Raw genomic sequence first — 20,914 nt, forward strand, 5'->3', positions numbered from 1 at the left:
GTGCCGTTCGCCATCCCTTCCGCGCTCTTCGTGCTCCCCCCGGTGCTCTCAACCGGTGTGAAGGACCCGGAAGCGGCCGGGTTCCGCCGGGTCGCGGTCGACGACCTGGGTCGGCGCCCAGGCCCATTGCCACACGCTGACGCCGGGTGCACGGGAGAACCGGATCGGCCCACGGGTGCCTTCGACCGCGACGCGCGGCCAGGCTCCGGCGGTGCCCGACCGGTCCGTGCCGCGGGTACGCAGTACTTCGGCGAGGACCGCGACGGTGTCGTAGCCCTCGAAGGCGACGAAGGAGGGCTCTTCGCCCAGCCGCTCGCGCAGGGCGGTCGCGACGCGCGCACCCAGGGGACCGAGGCGCTCGGGCAGGTAGCGCAGGAACGGGACCGCGGCGCCGTCGCGGCCCAGCGACGCGGCCCACTCGGCGAACTCCGGTTGCCCGGCCGGAGCGCCGATCATGACCTCGGCGAGACGCCGGTCGCGGCGCACGGACCTGACGAGGGACACCGCGGGCTCCGGGTGGCCGACCAGCAGCAGGAGAGCCGTGGCGCGGCCGTCGACGACCGCGTCGCACACGGCAGCGGGGTCGAGCGTACGCGCGTCGAGGTCGATGACGGTGCCGCCGCGGGGCGCGAGGTGGTCCCGCAGGATGCGCGCCCCGGACGCCCAGTAGACGCTCGGTTCGGCCGCCACGGCGATCCGGCGGTGGCCGGCGCCGAGGAGGAAGTCCGCGTAGGTGCGCCAGCCGTGGGACTGCGCCGGGGCGAGGCGTGCCACCCATGGCGTCGGCCGTTCGGTGAGCGCGTCCAGCACCGCGGAGGAGCACAGGAACGGCAGGCCGAGGGCGTCGGCCCGCGCGGCGGCGGCGCGGGCGACGACGCTGTGGTACTCCCCCGCCAGGGCCGCCACGCCCAGACGCGCCAACTCGTCCACGACCGCGGCGGCCCTGCGCGGGTCGGCCGCGGTGTCCCGGACCACCAGTTCCAGCGGCACTCCGGCGATCCCGCCGGAGTCGTCGGCCTCCCGCACGCCCAGTTCCAGCCCGGCGAGCAGGTGGCGGCCCGCCTCGGCCCAGCCCGGCCGGCTCAGTGGAACGAGAGCGCCGATCCGCACGCGTGGCCTCTCGGCCCGGTCCGCCGGGGGCGACGCCGATGGTGTCCGCATGTGCCGGTCCCTCCCCCGTGGCGATCCGGTCGCCGTTCGTCGGGTCGATCGGCCTCATTGCATCCACCGCCGTCGCCGTGGGGCAAGCGATTAATCGCACGCCGTCTCCCCGCGCGCCGTCTCCCCGCGCGCCGTTCTCCTCGCACGCCGTTCTCCTCGCACGCCGTTCTCCTCGCACGCCGTGCCGTCCGGCTCCGCCGCGACGCCGCCGCGGGTGCGGGCCCGGCGCGGGTGCGGGCCCGGCGCGGACGGTCGTGTCGGCGGGCGGGAGCGGCGGCCGCTGCTTAGCGTGGCAGCGTGAGTTCGCGAACCCCCTCCGGTCCCCCCGGTTCGGCAGTTGCCACGCACGGCTGGCTCCAGGCCCTGGGGGTGGTGCTGGCCGGGCTGGTCGCCATGGGGGCCGTGGCCGCGCTCGGACTGTGGGCGGCCGGCGCCGCGGACCTGCCCGACAACGCCTTTCCCCGGGTCGTCACGGCCACCGTCGTCACCGCCGTGGGCGGGTCCCTGGAGCTGTCCGGTGACGCAGGGGGGTTCGCGGACACCGATGCCGGACTGACGGTGCTGCCGCTGTCCGTCACCCTGACCGGGGCGCTGGTGGTCGCGCGGGGGTTTCTGCGGCCGCTGCGTCGCCGGGCCGTCGCCGGACCGGCCGAGTCGGCCGGCTGGGCCGGCTGGGCCGGCTGGGCCGGCTGGGCCGGCTGGGCCTGCCGGATCGCCGTCCTGTGGCTGCTCGCCCTGCTCGGGCTGGCCTTCTCCGCGCGGCAGACCTTCGAGGTGTCCCTCGGGGAGGGGGTGCTGAGCGACCTCGGCGACCTCTTCGGCGTCACGCCGACGGTCGGCTTCACCACGAACGTGCCCTTGACCGTCCTCTTCGGGCTGCTGTGGCTGGCGGGCGTGCTCCTGCTGGCCCTGCTGGTCCCGCGCGGGGCGCCGCTGCCCGGACGGCTGCTGCGCCACGTGCCCTCGGTGCGTCCGACGGCGTACGCGATGACCGCGTTGCTGCTCGCGTACGTCGTCGTCGGCGGTGTCGTCGGGCTGGTCGTCGCCGGGACGCGGGGGCACCCGGCGGACACGTTCGCGGTACTGCTGCTCGGCCTGCCGAACCTGGCGTGGCCGGCGCTGACGATCGGACTCGGCGCCACCTGGGAGGGACGCGTGGAGGGGCCGTTCGGGCTGCCGATGCCGCACGTCCTCGACGAGGTGCTGCGCACCCCCGACGTGTCGACCCTGAACCTGGGGACGCTCGCCGAGCGCGACGGGCGGTGGTGGTGGCTCCTGGTCGCCGCGGCGGTCCTGCTCCTGGCGGCCGGGTTCGTGCTGGCGTCCCGCTCTCCGGCCGGGACACCGGCCTGGGTGCACGCCCTGCACATGGCCGTGGCGCTGGCCCTCACGGTCCTCATGATCACCCTGGTCGGGCGGATCTCCGCGCACTACGGTCTGTCGGTGCTCGGCATCGGCGACCTGGCCGGCGGGCTCGAGGGGGAGGTGTTCCTGCGGCCTCGGCTGCGCAGCGCGGTCGGTCTCGCCCTGCTGTGGGGGCTGGTCACCGGGTTCCTCGGGGCGTTGCTCGCGCGATGGGCGGCCCGGCGGGCCGACGGGGACGGGGCCCGGCCCCGGGGATGAGGCCGGAAGATGCCGGTTCCGGCTCAGGCGACGGGGACGACCAGGGGCGGGGAGGCCCGCTGCATGCGCAGCGCGTCCACGGACTCGGCCATGAGCTCGTACTCGGTGGTGTCGTCACTGGTGGCGATGCGCACCAGGCGCCCTGCCGCCAACTCGTCGGCGACCAGCTCCTGTTGGACGTCGTCGGCGCACCAGGTGCGCAGCACGCGCGAAACGTCGGGTGCGTCGTCGGCGACGGGAGTCAGGGCGCCGCGCGGTAAGTGGGGGGTGTCGGGCTGCGGGTCGAGCCGTTCGGCGATCCAGGACGCACGGTCGCGCAGCCACCACAGGGCGAGGGCGAGGGTGGGGGCCCGGTAGGTGCCGAGCGGTACACCGATGCGCCGGCCGCCGCAGACGCCGTAGGCGGTGACATGGCACAGGAACTCGTCGTGCACTGCTCCCCTCCCCCGTCGCCCGGCCCGCCGGCCGGTCGGGCCGGCGTCCGCGTGACTCGTGTGCGGTGCGTGAGGACGCTGTCGCGTGGTGTGAGACGCCCTAGAGGTGAGTATGTTCAGTGCTGAACCACTGTCACCATGAATTTCCGGCCAGTCTCCTGGCATATTCACGGTCGTTGGTGGCCGAAACACAGCGCAGGACCTTTCCGCCTCCACGGGCCCGGCGCACGCCGCTCCCACCGCCCTCGGGCGGCGCGGGTATGACCCCCGGGGTAATCGACGGCGGCGTCGGCCGCGGGCATGGTGGCGTCATCGGGTCGCCGCGACCGGCACCCGGCCCCTGACCAGCGCACACCGTCTCGATGGAGGTCGATCGCCATGTCCGCACCCACCCGCCGTTTCGAGGACGCCGTCACCCGCTACTTCGAGGCCTGGAACGCCGGGCCGCACGCCCTGGCCAAGGCGGTCGCCGCGGCCTGGACCAATGACGGCAGCTACACCGATCCCCTGGCCGACGTCCGCGGCCACGAGCAGATCGCGGCCGTGATCGCGGCGGCGCACGAGCAGTTCCCCGGCTTCGTCTTCCGCCTGTCGGGCTCCGTCGACGGGCACCACGACACGGCGCGCTTCTCCTGGGAGCTGGTGAGCGAGGCCGACGGCTCGGCGCCCGTGGCCGGGTCCGACGTGGTCACGCTGGACGGTGAGGGACGCATCCGGGCCGTGTTCGGCTTCCTGGACCGGGTGCCCGCCGGGGCGTGACGGTCCGCGGCCGGCGATGAGTTCCGCCGCTCCCGGGGGTCTACCGGGAAAGGACCACCGACACCCCTGGGGGCTACGCCGTGACGACCATGAGCCGGGATCTCGACGAGGAGTTCACCGCCACGCTGCGCAAGAGCGCGAACAAGGGTGGCTGGACCTATCTGGTCTGGCCGAAGTCCGCCGAGTTCTTCGGCACGCGTGGACTGGTGAAGGTCCGCGGCACCCTCGACGGACACGCGTTCCGCGGCTCCTTCATGGCGCTGGGCGACGGCACGCACAAGCTGCCGGTGAAGGCCGCCCTCCGCCGGGCCCTCGGCAAGGAGGAGGGCGACACGGTCAGGGTCCGGCTGGAGGAACGGCTCGGCTGAGTGCGCTACCGCGTGACGATCTTGTCGATCCGGGCCAGCTCGTCGGCGCCGAAGGCGAGGTTCCCGATGGCCGACACGCTGTCCTCCAGCTGCCGCGGGCTGCTCGCGCCCACCAGCGCGGACGTCACCCGGCCCTCGCGCAGGACCCAGGCCAGGGCCAGCTGGGCGAGCGACTGGCCGCGGGACCGGGCGATCTCGTTCAGCTCACGCAGCTTGCCGACCAGTTCCCCGGTGAGCGCGTCGGAGTTCAGGAAGGGGCTGTCGCTCGCGGCGCGCGAGTCCTCCGGGATGCCGTCGAGGTAGCGGCCGGTCAGCAGGCCCTGTTCCAGCGGGGAGTAGGCGATGGAGCCGACCTGGAGCTCGTCGAGGGTGTCCAGGAGGCCGCTGGTCTCGGGGCGGCGGTCGAGCATGGAGTAGCGCGGCTGGTGGATCAGCAGCGGGGTGCCCAGCTCGGCGAGGATGCGCGCGGCCTCGCGGGTCTGCTCGGGCGAGTAGTTGGAGACGCCGACGTACAGCGCCTTGCCCTGCTGCACCGCGGTGTGCAGGGCGCCCATCGTCTCCTCCAGGGGAGTCTCCGGGTCGGGGCGGTGCGAGTAGAAGATGTCGACGTGGTCCAGACCCATCCGGGACAGGCTCTGGTCGAGGGAGGACAGCACGTACTTGCGCGAGCCCCACTCGCCGTACGGGCCCGGCCACATCAGGTAGCCGGCCTTGGTGGAGATGACGAGCTCGTCGCGGTACGGCGCGAAGTCGGCCTTCAGCGCCTCGCCGAGGGCGGACTCGGCGGAGCCGGGCGGCGGGCCGTAGTTGTTGGCGAGGTCGAAGTGGGTGACACCGAGGTCGAAGGCGCGGCGCAGGATGGCGCGCTGGGTCTCCACGGGACGGTCCGGGCCGAAGTTGTGCCACAGGCCGAGCGAGAGCGCGGGGAGCTTCAGGCCGCTGCGTCCGGTGCGCCGGTAGGGCATGTCCGCGTAGCGGTCGGGGTGTGCGGTGTACAACGCGACTCCAGAGGGGTTGGCACCCGGGGTACGGGGCTTGGGCGGAACCGCGTCCCACTCTGCCGTGACCTGCGGACAGTGGTCCAACAGAAGAATCCGATGGGATTGTGCGGTTACGCTTCTCAATCATGGAACTGCGTCATCTCCAGCACTTCGTGGCGGTCGCCGAGGACCAGCACTTCACCCGCGCGGCGGAACGGCTGCTGGTCTCCCAGTCCGGCCTCTCGGCGTCCATCCGGGCCCTGGAGCGCGAGCTGCGGGCGCCGCTGTTCGTGCGCACGACGCGCAGCGTGACGCTGACGGAGGCCGGACGGGCGCTGCTGGGCGAGGCGGAGCGCATCCTGGCACAGGTCCGCTCGGCGCACGAGGCGGTCGCCGCGGTGCAGGGCGTCCTGCGCGGCACGCTGTCGCTGGGGGCCGAGCAGTGCATCGCCGGAGTGCCGGTGGCGGGACTGCTGGCGGCGTTCCGGCACCGGCACCCGGACGTGGAGATCCGGCTGCGGCAGGCGGGCTCGGGCGAGCTGGCGGAGGAGGTCGCGGCCGGGCGGCTCGACCTGGCCTTCGCCTACCGGACGCAGGACGACACCGACCAGTTGCGGTCGGTGTCGCTGGCCGGCGAGCCGATGACCGTCCTGTGCCACCCCGGTCACCGCCTCGCCACGGCCGACGCGGTGCGGTCACCGCACGACCTGGCCGACGAGGTCTTCGTCGACTTCCACCCGGACTGGGGCCCGCGCCGCGTCACGGACGCCGCCTTCGCCGCGGCGGGCGTGCGGCGGACCGTCGCCCTGGAGGTGAACGACGTGCACGGCCTGCTGGACCTGCTCGACGAGGACCTCGGCATCGCGGTCGTGCCGCGGCACTTCCGGCACAAGCGGGCCTCGCTCACCTCGCTGCCCCTGAAGGACAGCGCCGAGACGGCGTACGAGACCATCGCGCTGCTGCCGCCCGCGCAGGCCACCAGTCCGGCGGCGCGGGCGCTCATGGGACTGCTCGGAACGGGGAGCGGGTGAGGGCGGACTGCGCGATGGTGGACGCATGCATGCGAAGGACATCCTCATCGAGGGCTACGGCCGCATCCAGGAAGAAGTCCACGCCGCCGTCGAGGGCCTGGACCCCGACGGCCTGAACGCACGGCCCGCCGACGGCGCCAACTCCCTCGCCTGGCTCGTCTGGCACCTCACCCGCGTCCAGGACGACCATGTGGCGGACGCCTTCGGGCTCGACCAGGTGTGGCTCACCGGAGAGTGGCACAAGCGCTTCGGCCTCGGGCTGCCCTCCCACGACACCGGGTACGGGCACAGCCCGGCGCAGGTCGCCAAGGTGCGGGTCGACTCCGCGGAGCTGCTGACCGGCTACTACGACGCCGTGCACGAGCAGACGCTCGGAGCCCTGCGCTCGCTGGCCGCCAAGGACCTGGAGCGGATCGTGGACGAGAACTGGGACCCGCCGGTCACGTTGGGCGCCCGCCTGGTCAGCGTCCTGTCCGACGATCTCCAGCACGTCGGACAGGCCGCCTATGTGCGCGGGCTGGTTCAGAGCGCCGCGGCGTAACCCGGCAGGACGACGTCCTCGATCAGGGCCCTGCGCTCGTCGAACGGGATGAACGCGCTCTTCACCGCGTTCACCGTGACCGTGCGCAGGTCCTCGGCCGTCCAGCCCGCCTGCTCGACCAGCAGGGACATCTCACGGGTCATCGTCGTGCCCGACACGAGACGGTTGTCGGTGTTGAGGGTGACGCGGAAGCCGAGGTCCTTGAGCGCCGTGATGGGGTGCTCGGCGATCGAGGTGGCGGCGCCGGTCTGGAGGTTGGAGGTCGGGCACATCTCCAGGGCGATCCGGCGGTCGCGGATCCAGCCCGCGAGGCGGCCCAGCTTGCCGGCCGCGAGGTCGGGGATGTCGTCGGTGATGCGCACGCCGTGGCCGATGCGCTGGGCGCCGCACACCTGGAGCGCCTGGTGGATGCTGGGCAGCCCGTGCGCCTCGCCGGCGTGGATGGTGAAGGGCACGCTCTCGCGGCGCAGGTGCTCGAAGGCGTCCAGGTGGTCGGCGGGCGGGAAGCCGTCCTCGGCGCCCGCGATGTCGAAGCCGACGACGCCCGCGTCCCGGAAGGCGACCGCGAGGTCGGCCGTCTCGCGGGTGCGGTCGAACATCCGCATCCCGCACAGCAGGGTGCCGACGCGGACCGGCGTACCCGCGGCGGCAGCCTTGGCCATGCCGCCGGCCAGCCCCTCCTGAACGGTCTCGACGACCTCGGCGAGGGTGAGGCCGCCCTTCAGCATGAGCTCGGGGGCGTAGCGGACCTCGCCGTAGACGACCCCGTCGGCGGCGAGGTCGAGGACGTACTCCTCGGCCGTGCGCAGCAGCCCCTCGCGGTTCTGCATCACGGCGAGGGTGTGCTCGAAGGTGGCGATGTAGCGCACCAGGTCCCCGGAGTTGGCGGCCTCGAAGTACCAGGCGGCCAGCTCGTCGGGGTCGGTGGTGGGCAGGGTGTGGCCGACGCTCGCCGCCAGCTCCACGACCGTGGCGGGGCGCAGGCCGCCGTCGAGGTGGTCGTGCAGCACCGCCTTGGGGAGGCGGCGGAGGGTCTCGGTGTCTATGCGCGTAGATGACATGTGTGGCGGTTCCTCGGCGGGTCGGTGCGGAAGTTCGGGAGGGGTCAGGAGGCGGACGGCTGGAGCAGGTCCCAGCGGTTGCCGTACAGGTCCTGGAAGACGGCGACCGAGCCGTAGGGCTCGTGCCGGGGAGCCTCCAGGAAGGTCACGCCCGCGGCGGTCATGCGGGCGTGGTCGCGGGCGAAGTCGTCGGTGTGCAGGAAGAAGCCGACACGTCCTCCCGTCTGGTCGCCGACCCTGGCCCGCTGGGCCTCACCCTTGGCCCGGGCCAGCAGCAGCGCGGTGCCACCGCCCTCCGTGCCGGGCTCCACGACGACCCAGCGGGAGCCGTCGGGCCGGGGCGCGTCCTCGGCGAGGTGGAAACCGAGGGCCTCGGTGTAGAAGCGGATCGCCTCGTCGTAGTCGTCGACGACGAGGGTGACCAGGGCGACGCGTCTCATCGGAGCCTTTCGGGAGGGGCGATTGACGGGAGAGGTTATACGTAAAACCCATCGCTGCGCCAGTCTCGGACCGGTCTCCGGTCCTACGTCCCGGGCCCGAGGCGCGGGCGCCGTCCGCCCACTAGCGTCACGATCATGGAGAGCACCGCACCACCGCGCGGGCCCGCGCGACGCAGGCAGGACGTACTGGACCGACTGGCACGGGAGATGGACATCTGGGTGGCCACGGCGGACGCCGGCGGTCTGCCGTGCATGGTCCCGCTCTGGTTCGTGTGGCACGAGGAGTCGGTCTGGCTGTGGACCCGCCCCACGAATCCGACCGGTCGCAACCTGAGGGACGGCGGCCGGGCCAGGCTGGCGCTCGGACACACCCGTGACGTCGTCCTGATCGACGGCGAGGCGGAGACGTTCGGCGCGGGCGAGGTGCCCCCGGCCGCGGCCGCGGCGTTCCTCGCCAAGACCGGCTGGGACCCGCGCGAGGACCAGGCGCCGTACGCCTGCTACCGGGTGCGTCCGCTCGCGGTGCAGGCCTGGCACGAGGAGCACGAGCTGAAGGGCCGGCACATCATGCGGGACGGGGCCTGGACCGCGTAGCCCGGGGCGCGCGTTCCGGTAGGGGGCCGGGGCGCGTTCCGGTACGGGGCCGGGGGCGCGTTCCGGTACGGGCCCGACGGGCGTCCCGGTACAGGCCCGACGGGCACCTGTCCCGGTACGGGCCCGAGCGGGCACCCCGGTACGGGCCCGGCGGGCACCCCGGTACGGGCCCGGCGGGCACCCCGGTACGGGCCCGGCGGGCGCCCCGGGCCCGTACGTGCATCCCGGTGCGGGCCCGGCTCGCTTCGGCGCCGTGACCGCGCGGCACCCCACCGGACCGGCCGGGCCTCGCCCCTGCCGCTCCGAGCAGGGGCCCGCACGCCACCCGCGCCGTGCCAGGGCGGTCCCCGGCGACCGTGCGGCCCGGCCGGTGGGTGGGCGGCCACGAGACGGGTACTCCGACCTCCATCCGCGAGCCCGCCGACCCGGGCCCGAGCGACCGCGACCGCCTCCGGACAGGAACCCCTCCATGGACCCGTCCCTCGACGACAGCCTCCGCCTCCACTTCGTCGGCAACGCGACCCTGCTCCTCCAGTACCGCGACCTCAGCCTGCTGACCGATCCGAACTTCCTGCACCGGGGCCAGCGTGCTCACCTCGGCTACGGGCTGGTGAGCCGGCGTCTGACCGAACCCGCGCTGGACCCCGCGGACCTGCCGAGCCTGGACGCGGTGGTCCTCTCCCATCTGCACGGCGACCACTGGGACAGGCGCGCACGGCGGCACCTGTCCCGGTCGTTGCCGATCGTCACCACTCCGCACGCCTCCCGGCGCCTGCAGGGCGTGCACGGCTTCCACCGGGCCGTGGGACTGCGTACCTGGCAGGAGGAGACGGTGCGCCGTGGGGAGACCCAGGTCCGGGTCACGGCCCTGCCGGGTCGGCACGCGGGCCACCCGGTCCTGCGCCGTCTGCTGCCGCCCGTGATGGGCAGCCTGCTGGAGTTCGGGCCCGCCGACGAGCCACCGCGGCACCGTCTGTACGTCTCCGGGGACACCCTGCCCTTCGACGGTCTCGAAGAGATCGCGCGCCGCTTCCCCGGCCCGGACCTGGCGGTGCTGCATCTGGGCGGCACGACCCTGCCGGGCGGCTTCGTCGTGACGATGGACGGACGCCAGGGCGCGAAGCTCGCCCGGCTCGTGCGCGCGCGGCTGATCCTGCCGGTGCACTACGGCGACTACACCGTCTTCCGCTCGCCGATCGACGACTTCCTCGCCGAGGCCGACCGGGCGGGTCTGGCGGACCGCGTCGTGCACTGCCGTCACGGGCAGCGTGCCGTTCTGCGGCCGGGAGGCGGGCCGCCCGTCGTCCTCTGAGGGGCGAGGAGGTCACCGGCAGCGGACCCGGGTGCGTGGCCACGAGGTGTTGGCATAGCCCTTGGGGTTCCACAGCCGGCCGGGCGACTCGGGCATGGCGGTGCCGGCCGAGTCCCACGCGCGGGCCACGATCTCCACGTCACCGCGCGGCAGGTCCAGGGTGGTGTGCCAGTGCTGCCACACCCACGGGCCCGCGGCGGCGCTCACGTCGGCCCGCTGCCAGGAGCCGCCCGAGTCGCCGGAGACGTCGACGCGGGCGACGGTGCGGCCGTGGCCGGCGAGGGCGTAGCCGGTGACCGGCGTCGGGCCGCACGGCAGGTGGGCCCTGTCGTCGGGGCGCAGGATCGCACAGTTCAGCGAGAGGGGGCCGAGCGCGGTGCCGCCCTCGCCGGAGGCGGCGGTGCCCGGTTCCGGATCGGCCGGCGGCAGGCGGTAGGCGACGGCCTGGAAGTAGTTGTCCGAAGGGGTGCTCCGGACGGTGACGCGGGTCAGCCACTTGACGCTGCGGGCACCGATCCATCCCTGGACGACCGCACGCAGGGGTGCTCCGTGCACGTGCGGCAGCGGGGCGCCGTTCATGGACCAGGCGAGGAGGACCTCGGGGCGCAGCGCCTTGGCGAGCGGGACGGAGCCGCCGTAGGGCTGCGGCGGATCGGCGAGCGGGGAGACGTCCGGCGCGGCGAAGGCGACGTGTGCGGCCCCGGGCCGCGGCCGGGCGTCGGCGAGGACGTCGGCCAGGCGGATGCCGCGGAAGCGGCCGGTGGAGATCGCGCCCGGACCCCACGGGGTCTCGCCCGGGATGTCGCGCACCTCGGTCAGGCCGGTCCGCCGGTTGCCCGCGCACTGGAGGGTGACCTCGAGCTCCGTGGGCTCCCATCGCGCGCGCAGCTCGTCCAGGGACAGGCTCAGGGGCCTGTCGACCAGTCCGTCCACCTCCAGCCTCCACGTCGCGGGGTCCGCCGCGGGGACGGGGCCGTGGTTGCGGCTGTAGAAGGTGTCCGCGGGGGTAAGGCGCGAGTCGGCCAGCGCGGATCGGGGCGGTTCGGCGTTGTACGGGTCGCGCTCGTGCACCGTCATGTCGTCCCGCTTGCCCCACGCGCTCATGTGTCCTGATTATCCGCTTCCGTCCCTGCGGTCGCCCGGTGCGAGCGGCACGTGGCCCGTCGCAGGTGTGCCGTGCTCCCTGGTGTCGCTCGGCACGCTGCGGCGCCTCCGCCGACGGCGGGCCGCACCCGGGGGACGGCGGTCGCCGAGGGCCCGGTGCCACCATGGGCCCGGCGCCGCCGAGGGCCCGGTGCCGCCACGGGCCCGGTGCCGCCATATGGCAGCGGAATCCACCGCCCCGCCATCCGCCAGGCCGCCGTACAGCGTGCCGTAGTGCATCCTGTGCGCACTTACGGGATTTTGTAGCTGAATGTCCCGTTGGCCGGATGCAAGGAACCACATGACTGCACAGGCGGAGCCGACCACGTTGGTACCGGTGGAGGGGAAGCGCGGCAGAGGGCGCGTGCTCGTCTCCTGGCTGTCGACCACCGACCACAAGAAGATCGGGCACCTCTACCTGATCACCTCGTTCGCGTTCTTCCTGATCGCGGGAGTGCTGGCGATGGCGATCCGGGCGGAACTCGCCCGGCCGGGGCTGCAGTTCCTGTCGAACGAGCAGTACAACCAGTCCTTCACCATGCACGGCACCATCATGCTGCTGCTGTTCGCCACCCCGACCTTCGCCGGTTTCGCCAACGCGATCATGCCGTTGCAGATCGGCTCACCCGACGTCGCCTTCCCCCGGCTGAACATGCTGTCGTACTGGCTGTTCCTCTTCGGCGGGCTCATCGTCCTGAGCAGCTTCCTCACCCCGCAGGGCGCCGCCGACTTCGGCTGGACCGCCTACACGCCGCTGAGCGGACCGATGCGCAGCGACTACCTCGGAGCCGACCTGTGGATCATGGGCCTCGCGCTGTCCGGGTTCGGCACCATCCTGGGGTCGGTCAACTTCATCACGACGATCATCTGCATGCGCGCCCCCGGCATGACCATGTTCCGGATGCCGATCTTCACATGGAACGTGCTGCTCACGTCGGTCCTGGTCCTGCTGGCCTTCCCGGTCCTGGCGGCGGCCCTGCTGGTACTGGAGGCGGACCGTCAGTTCGGCGCGCACGTCTTCGACGCGGAGGTCGGCGGGGCCGTGCTGTGGCAGCACCTGTTCTGGTTCTTCGGCCATCCCGAGGTCTACATCCTCGCCCTGCCGTTCTTCGGCGTGGTCACCGAGATCATCCCGGTCTTCGCGCGCAAGCCGATCTTCGGCTACATGGGGCTGGTCGGCGCCACCATCGCCATCACCGGCCTGTCCGCGACGGTGTGGGCGCACCACATGTTCGCCACCGGCGCCGTGCTGCTGCCGTTCTTCTCCTTCATGAGCTTCCTGATCGCCGTGCCGACCGGCGTGAAGTTCTTCAACTGGATCGGCACCATGTGGAAGGGCTCGCTGTCGTTCGAACCGCCGATGCTGTGGGCGGCCGGTTTCCTCGTCACCTTCCTCTTCGGCGGACTGACGGGCGTCCTGCTGGCCTCACCGCCGATCGACTTCCACGTCACCGACAGCTACTTCGTCGTGGCGCACTTCCACTACGTGCTCTTCGGCACGATCGTCTTCGCGATGTTCGGCGGATTCAGCTTCTGGTGGCCGAAGATGACCGGCACCATGCTCGACACCCGCCTGGAGAAGGTGCACTTCTGGACGCTGTTCGTGGGCTTCCACACGACGTTCCTGGTGCAGCACTGGCTCGGCGCCGAGGGCATGCCCCGCCGGTACGCCGACTACCTGGCCGCCGACGGGTTCACCGCCCTGAACACCGTCTCCTCCATCGGCGCCTTCCTGCTCGGCCTGTCCACGCTGCCGTTCCTCTACAACGTCTGGAAGACCGCCCACCTGGGCAAGAAGATCGAGGTCGACGACCCCTGGGGCTACGGGCGCTCCCTGGAGTGGGCGACCTCCTGCCCACCGCCGCGGCACAACTTCGTCACGCTCCCCCGCGTCCGATCCGAGTCCCCCGCCTTCGACCTCCACCACCCCGACCTCGCCGGCCTCGACCAGGCGGAGAACACCGGGCAGCGCGACGCACTGGACACCTCCGGACACAAGGGCGACCGCCCGTGACCGAGGACCCGGCAGCCGGTGCGCCGCAGGCGCGGGCCCCCTCGCTCGCCGTTCAGGTCGAGGGGTATCTCCTGCTCCGCGCCGAGCGGGAGCAGGCTCGTCGCGAAGCGGCCGCCCTGTGCGCGCGCCTTCCCTGGCTCACCAGCGCTCAGGCCGACGACCTCGCATGCCACTACACCGAGCAGCGCCTCGGCCTGACCCGGCACGTGCTGCGGTCCACGGCCCGGCGCGCCGACCGGCTGCACGAGGAGTACGAGGCCCGCTACCTCGCCCTGCGCCGCACCCTGCTCAAGCGGCACGCCGCGGCGGCCTGCGCCATGGTGGTGTGCGTGAGCGCGGCCGTCGCGGCCGCGTCCCTGGCGGCCCGATAGGGCGTCGCCCCCGGCGCCGCGCCCTCGCCGGGGAAGGCGGGGACGCGCCGCCCGTCCGCCGGGTCGCGCCGGGGGCGACACGGCGAACGGGCCCCGCGGGGCTCAGCAGTAGAGGTTGCCCCCCCGGCGAGACGCCGAGGATCTGGCTGAACTGCTGGTACTTGGTGACACGGCTCTGGACCTGCGCGGGGTTCTTGCCGTCGCACTCCAGGGAGCCGTTGATGGAGCGGATGGTCTGGCCGAAGCCGGCACCGTTCACCATGGCGTTGTGCGGGGTCATGCTCCCGGGCCCGGACTGGGTGTTCCAGTACCACAGCGCGGTCTTCCAGGCGACGGCCGCGTCGTTCTGCACCAGCCAGGGGTTGCCCAGCAGGTCGATGCCGAGCGCGTCGCCCGCGGCCTTGTAGTTGAAGTTCCAGCTGAGCTGGATCGGGCCGCGCCCGTAGTAGGCGGCCTGGCCGGCGGGGCAGCCGTAGGGCTGGCCCCAGTCGCAGTAGTGCGGGTAGTTGGCGGTGTTCTGCTCGACGACATGGACGAGTCCGCCGGTCTCGTGGCTGACGTTGGCGAGGAAGGCGGCCGCCTCCTGCTTCTTGGTCGCGTCGCCGCCGGTGTTGGCGAACCCGGGGTAGGCGCTCAGCGCGGCGGTGAGGCCGCTGTAGGTGTAGAAGGAGTTCCGGCCCGGGAACATCTGGTTGAACTGGGCCTCGGAGACCACGAAGTTGCCGACCGGCGTCCCGGAACCGCCGTCACAGGCGTACGGCTCCCAGTACCAGGTGCTGATGATCGGGTCGTAGCCCGGGTTGGCGTGCTCGGCGATGTAGGCCTTGCCGTTCGTGTAGCGGACGATGTCGCCCGCGTTGTAGGACTTGCCGGCCGTCCAGCTCGGGTAGCTCGAGCACGCGGCGGCCGACGCCTCGGTGGCGGGCAGGAGCACGGGCACGGCTCCGGCGAGGGCGAGTGCGGTCACCACTGCGGATATACGGCGCCTCGACACGGGTCTGCCTCCTTCGGCGGGACACGGCCGCTCCCGTACAAGGACAGGGAGGAGCGGAGCCTTGAGCGCACGTGCCGGTCTGGCCGGCCACGGCGTGGGGGCGGCCGTGGTGGGGGGTGTGGAGGCACACTCAACCGCGTTGGTCTGTACCAGTCAAGGGTGTAGACCAGTCCAACCCGGCCGGTTCGCGGCCGGGTTGGCGAGGACTCGTCGTACGGTCAGGCCAGCGGCTTCTTCAGCACGGCCTTGCGGTGGCTGAACGTCTCGATGGACCAGCGTCCGTGGTAGCTGCCCATGCCGCTCTCCCCCACCCCGCCGAACGGCAGGTCGGAGACGGTGAGGTGGGCGAGCGGCAGCCCGTGGCCGAGGCCGCCGGAGGAGGTCTCGGCGGCGAACCGCTCCCGGGTGCCGTCGGACGCGCTGAAGACGTAGAGGGCCAGTGGCTTGTCGCGGTCGTTGACGAATTCGATCGCCTCGTCCAGGCCGGACACGGTGACGATCGGCAGGATCGGTCCGAAGATCTCCTCGCGCATCACGGCCGCGTCGGGAGCGACGTCGGCGAGGACGGTGGGCGCGATGTACTTCTCCGCCCGGTCGCCGTCGCCGCCGACGACCACCCGGCCGGAGTCCAGCAGGCCGGTCAGCCGGTCGAAATGGCGCTCGTTCACGATGCGCGCGTACTCCGCCGACCTCGCGGGGTCGGCTCCGTACAGGGCCTCGACGGCGCGGACCAGTGCGGGTTCCAGGGCGGCTGCGGTCTCGGGGTCGGTCAGCACGTAGTCGGGGGCCACGCAGGTCTGGCCGGCGTTCAGGAACTTGCCGCCGGCCAGCCGGGCGGCTACGACGTCGAGGTCGGCGTCGCGGTCGACGAACGCCGGGGACTTGCCGCCCAGTTCGAGGGTGACCGGCGTGAGGTGCTCGGCGGCGGCGCGCATGACGATCCGGCCGACCGTGCCGTTGCCGGTGTAGAAGATGTGGTCGAAGCGCTCGGCGAGCAGCGCCGTCGTCTCGGGGACACCGCCCTCGACCACGGCCACGGCCTCGGCGTCCAGGTACTCCGGCAGCAGCCGCGCCAGTACGGCGGAGGTGGCCGGGGCCAGCTCGCTGGGCTTGGCCACCACGGTGTCGCCCGCGGCCAGGGCCCCTGCGACCGGGGCGAGCAGGAGCTGCACCGGGTAGTTCCAGGGCGCGATGACGAGGACGACGCCCAGCGGGTCGTACTGCGTCCAGGCGGTGGCGTCGGCACCGAGGTGCGCCGGGACGGGGGCGGGCTCGGGGCGCAGCCAGTCGGTGAGGTGGTCGAGGGTGTGGTCGATCTCGCGCACGGTGAAGCCGATCTCCGTCCGCTGGGCCTCGGCCGCGCTCTTGCCGAGGTCAGCGTGGAGCGCGGCCTCCAGGTCCGGGCCCTTCTCCGTCAGCAGGTCGCGCAGCCGGCGCAGCTGAGCGGTGCGCCACTCCACGGGCTTGGTACGGCCGGTGCGGAAGGTGGCGCGCAGCCGGGCCACGACATCGGCGGGCTGCTCGGGGGCGGGGTGGTTCACGATGTGCCTCGCTGGGAGAGAAGACGGTCGGCCGGACAGTAGATGCAATCACCAACCTTTCATGCAGCGAAATAATTCCCGCCGCGGCACGCTGTTGCCGTGGCACCGTCGCTCCCTGGCACCTTCCGCCCCCGGCGTCCTTCGCCCCGTGGCGCCCTCGTCACGGGACGCCCGGGTCGCGAGAATCGCCGCATGACCACCACCGCACCTCATCCGCTCGTCGCCGGGGCCCGTCGGCTCGCGGACGGCCTGCTGGCCCCGTCCGCCCAGCACGTCGACCAGGACGTCGTGCCCGCGAGCCACATCGACGCCGTACGGCACTCGGGACTGCTGGGCGTGAGCGCGCCCGAGGAGTACGGCGGGGCGGGGGCCCCGGACCCGGTGGCCCGGGAGGTCGCGGAGATCCTGGCCGGGGCGTGCTGCTCCACCTGGTTCGTGCAGACCCAGCACCACACACCGGTCCGGCTGCTGACGAAGGCGGAGCCCGGACTCCCCGCCCGGGAACGCCTGCTGCGTCCGCTGGCGACCGGGGAACTGCTGGCCGGCATCGCCTACGCCCACGTCCGCTCCGCCTCCCGCACCCCGGTGCGGGCCGCCACCGAGCGGGGCGGCGTGCGCTTCGACGGCACCGTCCCCTGGTACACCGGCTGGGGTCTGAACGACGTGATGCTGCTCGCGGGCGTGACCGAGGCGGACGAGGTCGTGTTCGCCTTCGTCGACGCCCGCGAGCAGCCGGGACTGCGTCCTTCGCCGCCCCTGCGGCTCGCGGCGCTGACGGCCGCCCGCACGGTGTCCGTGAAGCTGGACGCCCTGTGGGTGCCAGGGGACGCCGTGGTGCTGCGCACCCCCCGCGAGGATTTCGCCCGCCTCGACCTGCCCCGCAGCACCAACACCTCGCCGGCCGTCTTCGGCGTGGCCCGCGCCGCGCTGGACCTGCTCGGCGACACACCGGACGAGCGGAGGACGGCCGACGCGCTGCGTGCCCGGCTCGACGAGGTCCGCACGCGGGCGTACGCCCTCGCGGACCATCCCGTCCCGCACGGACACGTCGAGGAACGGCTGGCGCTGCGGACCCGGGCGTACGACCTCCTGCGGGCGGCCACGGCGGCGGCGGTCGTCAGCGGCGGCGGACGCGCGACGAGCCTGGACAGCCCCGCCCAGCGGCTCGCCCGGGAGGGGATGTTCCTGCTGGTGCAGGGCCAGACGGCCCCGGTGCGCGAGGCGCATCTGGCCGCGCTGGCCGGCCTCTAGACCGCGACCGGCACCGGCGCGCCCCGGTCCGCCTCCGCGCGCGCGGGATGGCTCCACAGGCCGCGTGCGGCGAGGCGGGGCAGGACGCCCTCGCCGAACCAGTACGCCTCCTCCAGGTGCGGATATCCGGAGAGGACGAACTCGTCGATGCCGAGCGCGTGGTATTCCGCGATCCGGTCGGCGACCTCGTCGTGGCTGCCGACCAGGGCGGTGCCCGCGCCGCCGCGCACCAGACCGATGCCCGCCCACAGATTGGGGTGGATCTCCAGGTCGCCACGGGCACCACCGTGCAGGGCGAGCATCCGCCGCTGCCCCTCCGACTCGCTGCGGGCGAGGCCGGCCTGCACGGCCCGTACGGTGTCGGGGTCGAAGCCGTCGAGGAGGCGGTGCGCCTCCGTCCAGGCCGCCTCCGCGGTGTCCCGCGTGATGACGTGCAGCCGGATACCGAAGCGCAGGGTACGACCCTGCTCCGCGGCCAGCCCGCGCATCCAGGCGATCTTGCCGGCGACCTGCGCGGGCGGCTCCCCCCAGGTCAGGTACACGTCCACGTGCCGTGCGGCGACCTGCCCGGCGGCGGGCGAGGAGCCGCCGAAGTACACCTCGGGCACGGGGTCGGGCGTCCGGACCAGCTGCGCCTCCTCGACCTGGAGGTGCCGGCCGCTGAGGTTCACCGTGCCGCCCTCCCACAACTCCCTGACGACCTGCAGGAACTCACCGGTACGACGGTAGCGGGCGTCCTTGTCCAGGAAGTCGCCGTAGGCCCGCTGTTCGCGGCTCTCGCCGCCCGTGACGACGTTGAGCAGGAGCCGTCCACCGGTCTGCCGCTGGAAGGTGGACGCCATCTGCGCGGCGAGCGTGGGCGAGAGGAGACCGGGCCGGAAGGCGACGAGGAACTTCAGGCGCTCGGTCGCCTGGGAGACCATGGCGGTGGTCAGCCACGCGTCCTCGCACCAGGCACCGGTGGGCGTCAGCGCGCCGACGAAGCCGAGATCCTCGGCGGCACGGGCGATCTGGCTCAGATAGGCCACCGTCGGCGGCCGGTTGCGCCCCGAGTCGGTGGCCGGGGCACCGTGGCCACCGCCCACGACGTCGCGACTGTCGCCGCTGGTGGGCAGGAACCAGTGGAAGGTGAGGGACACGGGGATCTCCGTTCGAGGACGCGGTGCACGGGCCGGTGCACGGCGGAAGGGCCGCTGCACGGCGGACGGGCCGGTGCACGGCGGAAGGGGCGGGGGCACGGCGGAAGGGGCGGGGACCGGGCGAACGGCGGCCGAGCGGGCGGCGGGCGAGTGGGCGGCGGCCGAGTGGCCCGGCCCTCAGCCGGCCGCGGCCAGCACAGGTGCGTCGAAGCGGGTGCCGAGGACCGCCGAGAACTGGTCGACCACTTGGGCGAGGGCCTCCTGCGCCCTCTCGGCGAGCACGACCGCACCGTCCTCCCGGCTCGTGATGTCCCGGTCGAGGGTGAACCAGCCCTGCACGATGTGCGCCGCGCCCATGGAGTTCAGCACCGGGCGGAGCGCGTAGTCGATCGCCAGGACATGGGCGGTGGTGCCCCCGGTGGCGAGCGGCAGCACCGTCTTGCCGGTGAGGGCGTACTGCGGGAGGAGATCGAGGAGGGCTTTCAGCACCCCGGAGTAGGACGCCTTGTAGACGGGGGTGCCGACGACGACACCTTCGGCGCGCGCGAACAGTGCGGTGGCCTCGACGATCGCGGGGTGCGCGAAGTCCGCGCGCAGCAGGGCCTCGGCGGGAAGGGTGCGCACGTCGAGCGTAAGCACCTCGTGGCCCTGCGCGGCCAGCCGGTCGTCCAGGTGGCGCAGCAGCCTGCTGGTGCGCGAGGAAGCGGAGGGACTGCCGGAGACGGACAGGACGGTGGCCATGGTTCCTCTTTTCGGGTGGGCGGGCGCGCGGCGCTCGCCGGCCGGACCCCCGGTGCCGCGCGGACACGAGGAATCCGGCGGTGCGCGACCACCGGTGGGGAGTACGACGAGGGGGTGTGGGAGTGGAGGGGCACAGGGGACGGCCGCACGGCCGCACACGGGGCGTCAACGGCCCCCGGGGGCCACGGAATTCAGGCGCGGGGAGGGCCCGCCTGCGCGGACGCCGGCCCCGAGCGGCGGCTCGGCGGGCTCAGGCCGCGGCGCGACAGGCGGCGCTGGAGACGCGCGCGAGGTCGACGTGGCGTCGCCGCGTGAGGTCCGGTCGCGTTGTCATACCGGCGATCGTCGCAGCCGACGTCGAGGAGGGTCAACGGGAAACGGACCGGTCTCGGATCGCGGACCCGTATTTCACACGGGCGTGACAAAACCGGAGTTCGGGGACGTGACGAACCGGAGGCCCCGGGCGGGACGACGAGGGGCCCCACACACGTGCGGTGCGGGCGCCACCACGCCCGCACCGCACCCGACCCTGGTTCAGTCCTCGTCACGCCCCGGAACGACCACCAGGAAAGCGTCCGACTTCAGATCCATCACGACGGTCGCGGCCTCGCCCTGATCCCGACGTCGTGCGGCGTACTCCTCCGCCGGCCACGATCCGCGCGGCGACCCCGCCGGAAAACGCTCCAACACCTTCTCAGCCATAGCCGCGGCCACCTCCACTGTCCCTCTGTCCGTTCACGCTCCCTCAGCACTGCGCCTGCCCGCGATCCGCGTGGACATGTCCGGTCGGCTCCGCACCTCCTCCCCCGACTACACATAAGGGCGAAATAAGGGCACACTGGACATATGAGGCGCTACCGCACACCGCATCGGACGCGGTGAGCCCGGTAAGTCAAAGGAGACGACTCATGGCCAACGTCTCGCACACCCGAGGTGACATCACCAGCCATCCCGACGCCCCGGAGATGCAGCAACGCTACGACCGCATGCTGGGCGGTCGCGACGTGGCACTCGTGGACGGGCCGGTGTTCCTGCTCGGCCTGTACTGTGCCGTGTCCCCGTGGATAGTCCACTTCACCACGAGCCAGCCCGCACTGGTGGCCCACAACCTGATCATAGGGATCGCCATCGGTCTGCTGGCCCTCGGATTCACCCGCGCTCCGGAACGCATGTACGGCCTCAGCGGGGCGATGTGCGCGATGGGCATCTGGATGATCATCTCGCCGTGGATCGTCGGCACGAACCCGGACGCCGGCGTCATCTGGAACAACCTCATCATCGGCGCCCTGACCCTGGCCCTGGGGACGGTGTGCGCCGCTACGGCGGCGAAGAGCATGCGCAAGCCCAAGCACTAGACGCACCGGAAGGGGACCCCCACGAGCCGGCCCGCCCTCGCGGACCGGCTCGCGCACGCGC

General features: G+C 73.0%; 22 protein-coding genes and 1 pseudogene. 11 read left to right on the top strand and 12 right to left on the bottom strand.

The window, feature by feature from the left end; translation table 11 throughout:
- Positions 1–48: 48 nt before the first annotated feature.
- A complete protein-coding gene (locus tag SAM23877_RS04185) occupies positions 49–1,161 on the bottom strand; it encodes an ABC transporter substrate-binding protein (RefSeq protein WP_053127062.1) in 1,113 nt (370 codons plus the stop codon).
- A gap of 297 nt (positions 1,162–1,458) precedes the next feature.
- On the opposite strand from SAM23877_RS04185, the gene SAM23877_RS04190 reads away from it, so the two are divergent.
- Positions 1,459–2,784, top strand: a complete 1,326-nt coding sequence (locus SAM23877_RS04190) for a streptophobe family protein (RefSeq protein ID WP_053127064.1) — start codon at positions 1,459–1,461, stop codon at positions 2,782–2,784.
- A 23-nt stretch (positions 2,785–2,807) separates the two neighbouring features.
- Here SAM23877_RS04190 and SAM23877_RS04195 read toward each other — a convergent pair whose 3' ends face one another.
- Entirely contained in the window at positions 2,808–3,218 is a 411-nt protein-coding gene (locus SAM23877_RS04195) for a hypothetical protein (protein ID WP_053127066.1), read from the bottom strand.
- A gap of 378 nt (positions 3,219–3,596) precedes the next feature.
- On the opposite strand from SAM23877_RS04195, the gene SAM23877_RS04200 reads away from it, so the two are divergent.
- On the top strand, positions 3,597–3,977 hold the full coding sequence (locus SAM23877_RS04200) for a nuclear transport factor 2 family protein (protein WP_053127068.1): 381 nt from the start codon (positions 3,597–3,599) through the stop codon (positions 3,975–3,977).
- An 89-nt stretch (positions 3,978–4,066) separates the two neighbouring features.
- Positions 4,067–4,345, top strand: a complete 279-nt coding sequence (locus SAM23877_RS04205; protein ID WP_079030633.1) for a DUF1905 domain-containing protein — start codon at positions 4,067–4,069, stop codon at positions 4,343–4,345.
- Between the two features lie 5 nt (positions 4,346–4,350).
- Here SAM23877_RS04205 and mgrA read toward each other — a convergent pair whose 3' ends face one another.
- Positions 4,351–5,343, bottom strand: coding sequence for an L-glyceraldehyde 3-phosphate reductase (gene mgrA / locus SAM23877_RS04210; RefSeq protein ID WP_053127072.1), 993 nt, complete (start codon positions 5,341–5,343; stop codon positions 4,351–4,353).
- Positions 5,344–5,471: 128 nt separating this feature from the next.
- Between mgrA and SAM23877_RS04215 the strand changes: the two genes are divergently transcribed.
- Together SAM23877_RS04215 and SAM23877_RS04220 are read left to right on the top strand one after the other, a co-directional pair.
- The gene (locus SAM23877_RS04215; protein ID WP_053127074.1) at positions 5,472–6,356 is read left to right on the top strand and encodes a LysR substrate-binding domain-containing protein; all 885 of its coding nucleotides are present in this window, start codon (positions 5,472–5,474) and stop codon (positions 6,354–6,356) included.
- 25 nt (positions 6,357–6,381) lie between these two features.
- Positions 6,382–6,897 carry a mycothiol transferase gene (locus tag SAM23877_RS04220; protein WP_053127076.1) on the top strand — a complete coding sequence of 172 codons (516 nt, stop codon included), beginning with the start codon at positions 6,382–6,384 and terminating at the stop codon, positions 6,895–6,897.
- On the opposite strand, the gene SAM23877_RS04225 is transcribed toward SAM23877_RS04220, so the two are convergent.
- Both SAM23877_RS04225 and SAM23877_RS04230 read right to left on the bottom strand, forming a co-directional pair.
- Entirely contained in the window at positions 6,879–7,958 is a 1,080-nt protein-coding gene (locus tag SAM23877_RS04225) for an adenosine deaminase (protein ID WP_053127078.1), read from the bottom strand. The genes SAM23877_RS04220 and SAM23877_RS04225 overlap by 19 nt on opposite strands.
- A 44-nt stretch (positions 7,959–8,002) precedes the next feature.
- The gene (locus SAM23877_RS04230; protein ID WP_053127080.1) at positions 8,003–8,398 is read right to left on the bottom strand and encodes a VOC family protein; all 396 of its coding nucleotides are present in this window, start codon (positions 8,396–8,398) and stop codon (positions 8,003–8,005) included.
- A gap of 135 nt (positions 8,399–8,533) precedes the next feature.
- Between SAM23877_RS04230 and SAM23877_RS04235 the strand changes: the two genes are divergently transcribed.
- Both SAM23877_RS04235 and SAM23877_RS04240 read left to right on the top strand, forming a co-directional pair.
- Positions 8,534–8,992, top strand: coding sequence for a pyridoxamine 5'-phosphate oxidase family protein (locus SAM23877_RS04235; RefSeq protein WP_053127082.1), 459 nt, complete (start codon positions 8,534–8,536; stop codon positions 8,990–8,992).
- A 469-nt stretch (positions 8,993–9,461) separates the two neighbouring features.
- Complete coding sequence (locus tag SAM23877_RS04240; RefSeq protein ID WP_053127084.1) at positions 9,462–10,304, top strand: MBL fold metallo-hydrolase; 843 nt, start codon at positions 9,462–9,464, stop codon at positions 10,302–10,304.
- Between the two features lie 12 nt (positions 10,305–10,316).
- Here SAM23877_RS04240 and SAM23877_RS04245 read toward each other — a convergent pair whose 3' ends face one another.
- The gene (locus tag SAM23877_RS04245; protein WP_053127086.1) at positions 10,317–11,408 is read right to left on the bottom strand and encodes a sulfite oxidase; all 1,092 of its coding nucleotides are present in this window, start codon (positions 11,406–11,408) and stop codon (positions 10,317–10,319) included.
- A gap of 340 nt (positions 11,409–11,748) precedes the next feature.
- Between SAM23877_RS04245 and ctaD the strand changes: the two genes are divergently transcribed.
- Both ctaD and SAM23877_RS04255 read left to right on the top strand, forming a co-directional pair.
- Positions 11,749–13,461, top strand: a complete 1,713-nt coding sequence (gene ctaD / locus SAM23877_RS04250; RefSeq protein WP_079030014.1) for an aa3-type cytochrome oxidase subunit I — start codon at positions 11,749–11,751, stop codon at positions 13,459–13,461.
- Positions 13,458–13,832: a hypothetical protein gene (locus SAM23877_RS04255; protein WP_174532192.1), complete on the top strand. Its 375-nt coding sequence runs from the start codon at positions 13,458–13,460 to the stop codon at positions 13,830–13,832. The genes ctaD and SAM23877_RS04255 overlap by 4 nt, the downstream gene beginning before the upstream one ends.
- A gap of 102 nt (positions 13,833–13,934) precedes the next feature.
- On the opposite strand, the pseudogene SAM23877_RS04260 reads toward SAM23877_RS04255, so the two are convergent.
- Positions 13,935–14,826, bottom strand: a pseudogene (locus SAM23877_RS04260) (glycoside hydrolase family 19 protein).
- A 218-nt stretch (positions 14,827–15,044) separates the two neighbouring features.
- Positions 15,045–16,367 (bottom strand): aldehyde dehydrogenase family protein, encoded by a 1,323-nt coding sequence (locus SAM23877_RS04265; protein ID WP_053127091.1) that lies wholly within the window; start codon positions 16,365–16,367, stop codon positions 15,045–15,047.
- 192 nt (positions 16,368–16,559) lie between these two features.
- Between SAM23877_RS04265 and SAM23877_RS04270 the strand changes: the two genes are divergently transcribed.
- The gene (locus tag SAM23877_RS04270) at positions 16,560–17,618 is read left to right on the top strand and encodes an acyl-CoA dehydrogenase family protein (protein WP_053127092.1); all 1,059 of its coding nucleotides are present in this window, start codon (positions 16,560–16,562) and stop codon (positions 17,616–17,618) included.
- Here the strand turns inward: SAM23877_RS04270 and SAM23877_RS04275 are convergent.
- From SAM23877_RS04275 to SAM23877_RS40160, 4 genes are all read right to left on the bottom strand, one after another.
- Positions 17,615–18,757: an LLM class flavin-dependent oxidoreductase gene (locus SAM23877_RS04275; RefSeq protein ID WP_053127094.1), complete on the bottom strand. Its 1,143-nt coding sequence runs from the start codon at positions 18,755–18,757 to the stop codon at positions 17,615–17,617. The genes SAM23877_RS04270 and SAM23877_RS04275 overlap by 4 nt on opposite strands.
- 177 nt (positions 18,758–18,934) lie before the next feature.
- Entirely contained in the window at positions 18,935–19,498 is a 564-nt protein-coding gene (ssuE, locus tag SAM23877_RS04280; protein WP_053127095.1) for an NADPH-dependent FMN reductase, read from the bottom strand.
- 250 nt (positions 19,499–19,748) lie between these two features.
- Complete coding sequence (locus SAM23877_RS42050) at positions 19,749–19,832, bottom strand: putative leader peptide (protein WP_395576402.1); 84 nt, start codon at positions 19,830–19,832, stop codon at positions 19,749–19,751.
- 200 nt (positions 19,833–20,032) lie between these two features.
- The gene (locus SAM23877_RS40160; protein WP_167355224.1) at positions 20,033–20,200 is read right to left on the bottom strand and encodes a hypothetical protein; all 168 of its coding nucleotides are present in this window, start codon (positions 20,198–20,200) and stop codon (positions 20,033–20,035) included.
- A gap of 206 nt (positions 20,201–20,406) precedes the next feature.
- Between SAM23877_RS40160 and SAM23877_RS04290 the strand changes: the two genes are divergently transcribed.
- Complete coding sequence (locus SAM23877_RS04290) at positions 20,407–20,853, top strand: SPW repeat protein (protein WP_053127100.1); 447 nt, start codon at positions 20,407–20,409, stop codon at positions 20,851–20,853.
- Positions 20,854–20,914 lie beyond the last annotated feature (61 nt).

Origin of the sequence: Streptomyces ambofaciens ATCC 23877 (assembly GCF_001267885.1) — a bacterium.
GTDB classification, from domain to species: domain Bacteria; phylum Actinomycetota; class Actinomycetes; order Streptomycetales; family Streptomycetaceae; genus Streptomyces; species Streptomyces ambofaciens.

Coding starts and splice junctions, on each gene's coding strand:
- SAM23877_RS04185 (WP_053127062.1), bottom strand. CDS start 1,161: ATGCGGACACCATCGGCGTCGCCCCCGGCGGACCGGGCCGAGAGGCCA.
- SAM23877_RS04200 (WP_053127068.1), top strand. CDS start 3,597: ATGTCCGCACCCACCCGCCGTTTCGAGGACGCCGTCACCCGCTACTTC.
- SAM23877_RS04205 (WP_079030633.1), top strand. CDS start 4,067: ATGAGCCGGGATCTCGACGAGGAGTTCACCGCCACGCTGCGCAAGAGC.
- SAM23877_RS04215 (WP_053127074.1), top strand. CDS start 5,472: ATGGAACTGCGTCATCTCCAGCACTTCGTGGCGGTCGCCGAGGACCAG.
- SAM23877_RS04220 (WP_053127076.1), top strand. CDS start 6,382: ATGCATGCGAAGGACATCCTCATCGAGGGCTACGGCCGCATCCAGGAA.
- SAM23877_RS04225 (WP_053127078.1), bottom strand. CDS start 7,958: ATGTCATCTACGCGCATAGACACCGAGACCCTCCGCCGCCTCCCCAAG.
- SAM23877_RS04230 (WP_053127080.1), bottom strand. CDS start 8,398: ATGAGACGCGTCGCCCTGGTCACCCTCGTCGTCGACGACTACGACGAG.
- SAM23877_RS04235 (WP_053127082.1), top strand. CDS start 8,534: ATGGAGAGCACCGCACCACCGCGCGGGCCCGCGCGACGCAGGCAGGAC.
- SAM23877_RS04240 (WP_053127084.1), top strand. CDS start 9,462: ATGGACCCGTCCCTCGACGACAGCCTCCGCCTCCACTTCGTCGGCAAC.
- SAM23877_RS04245 (WP_053127086.1), bottom strand. CDS start 11,408: ATGAGCGCGTGGGGCAAGCGGGACGACATGACGGTGCACGAGCGCGAC.
- ctaD (WP_079030014.1), top strand. CDS start 11,749: ATGACTGCACAGGCGGAGCCGACCACGTTGGTACCGGTGGAGGGGAAG.
- SAM23877_RS04270 (WP_053127092.1), top strand. CDS start 16,560: ATGACCACCACCGCACCTCATCCGCTCGTCGCCGGGGCCCGTCGGCTC.
- ssuE (WP_053127095.1), bottom strand. CDS start 19,498: ATGGCCACCGTCCTGTCCGTCTCCGGCAGTCCCTCCGCTTCCTCGCGC.
- SAM23877_RS42050 (WP_395576402.1), bottom strand. CDS start 19,832: ATGACAACGCGACCGGACCTCACGCGGCGACGCCACGTCGACCTCGCG.
- SAM23877_RS40160 (WP_167355224.1), bottom strand. CDS start 20,200: ATGGCTGAGAAGGTGTTGGAGCGTTTTCCGGCGGGGTCGCCGCGCGGA.
- SAM23877_RS04290 (WP_053127100.1), top strand. CDS start 20,407: ATGGCCAACGTCTCGCACACCCGAGGTGACATCACCAGCCATCCCGAC.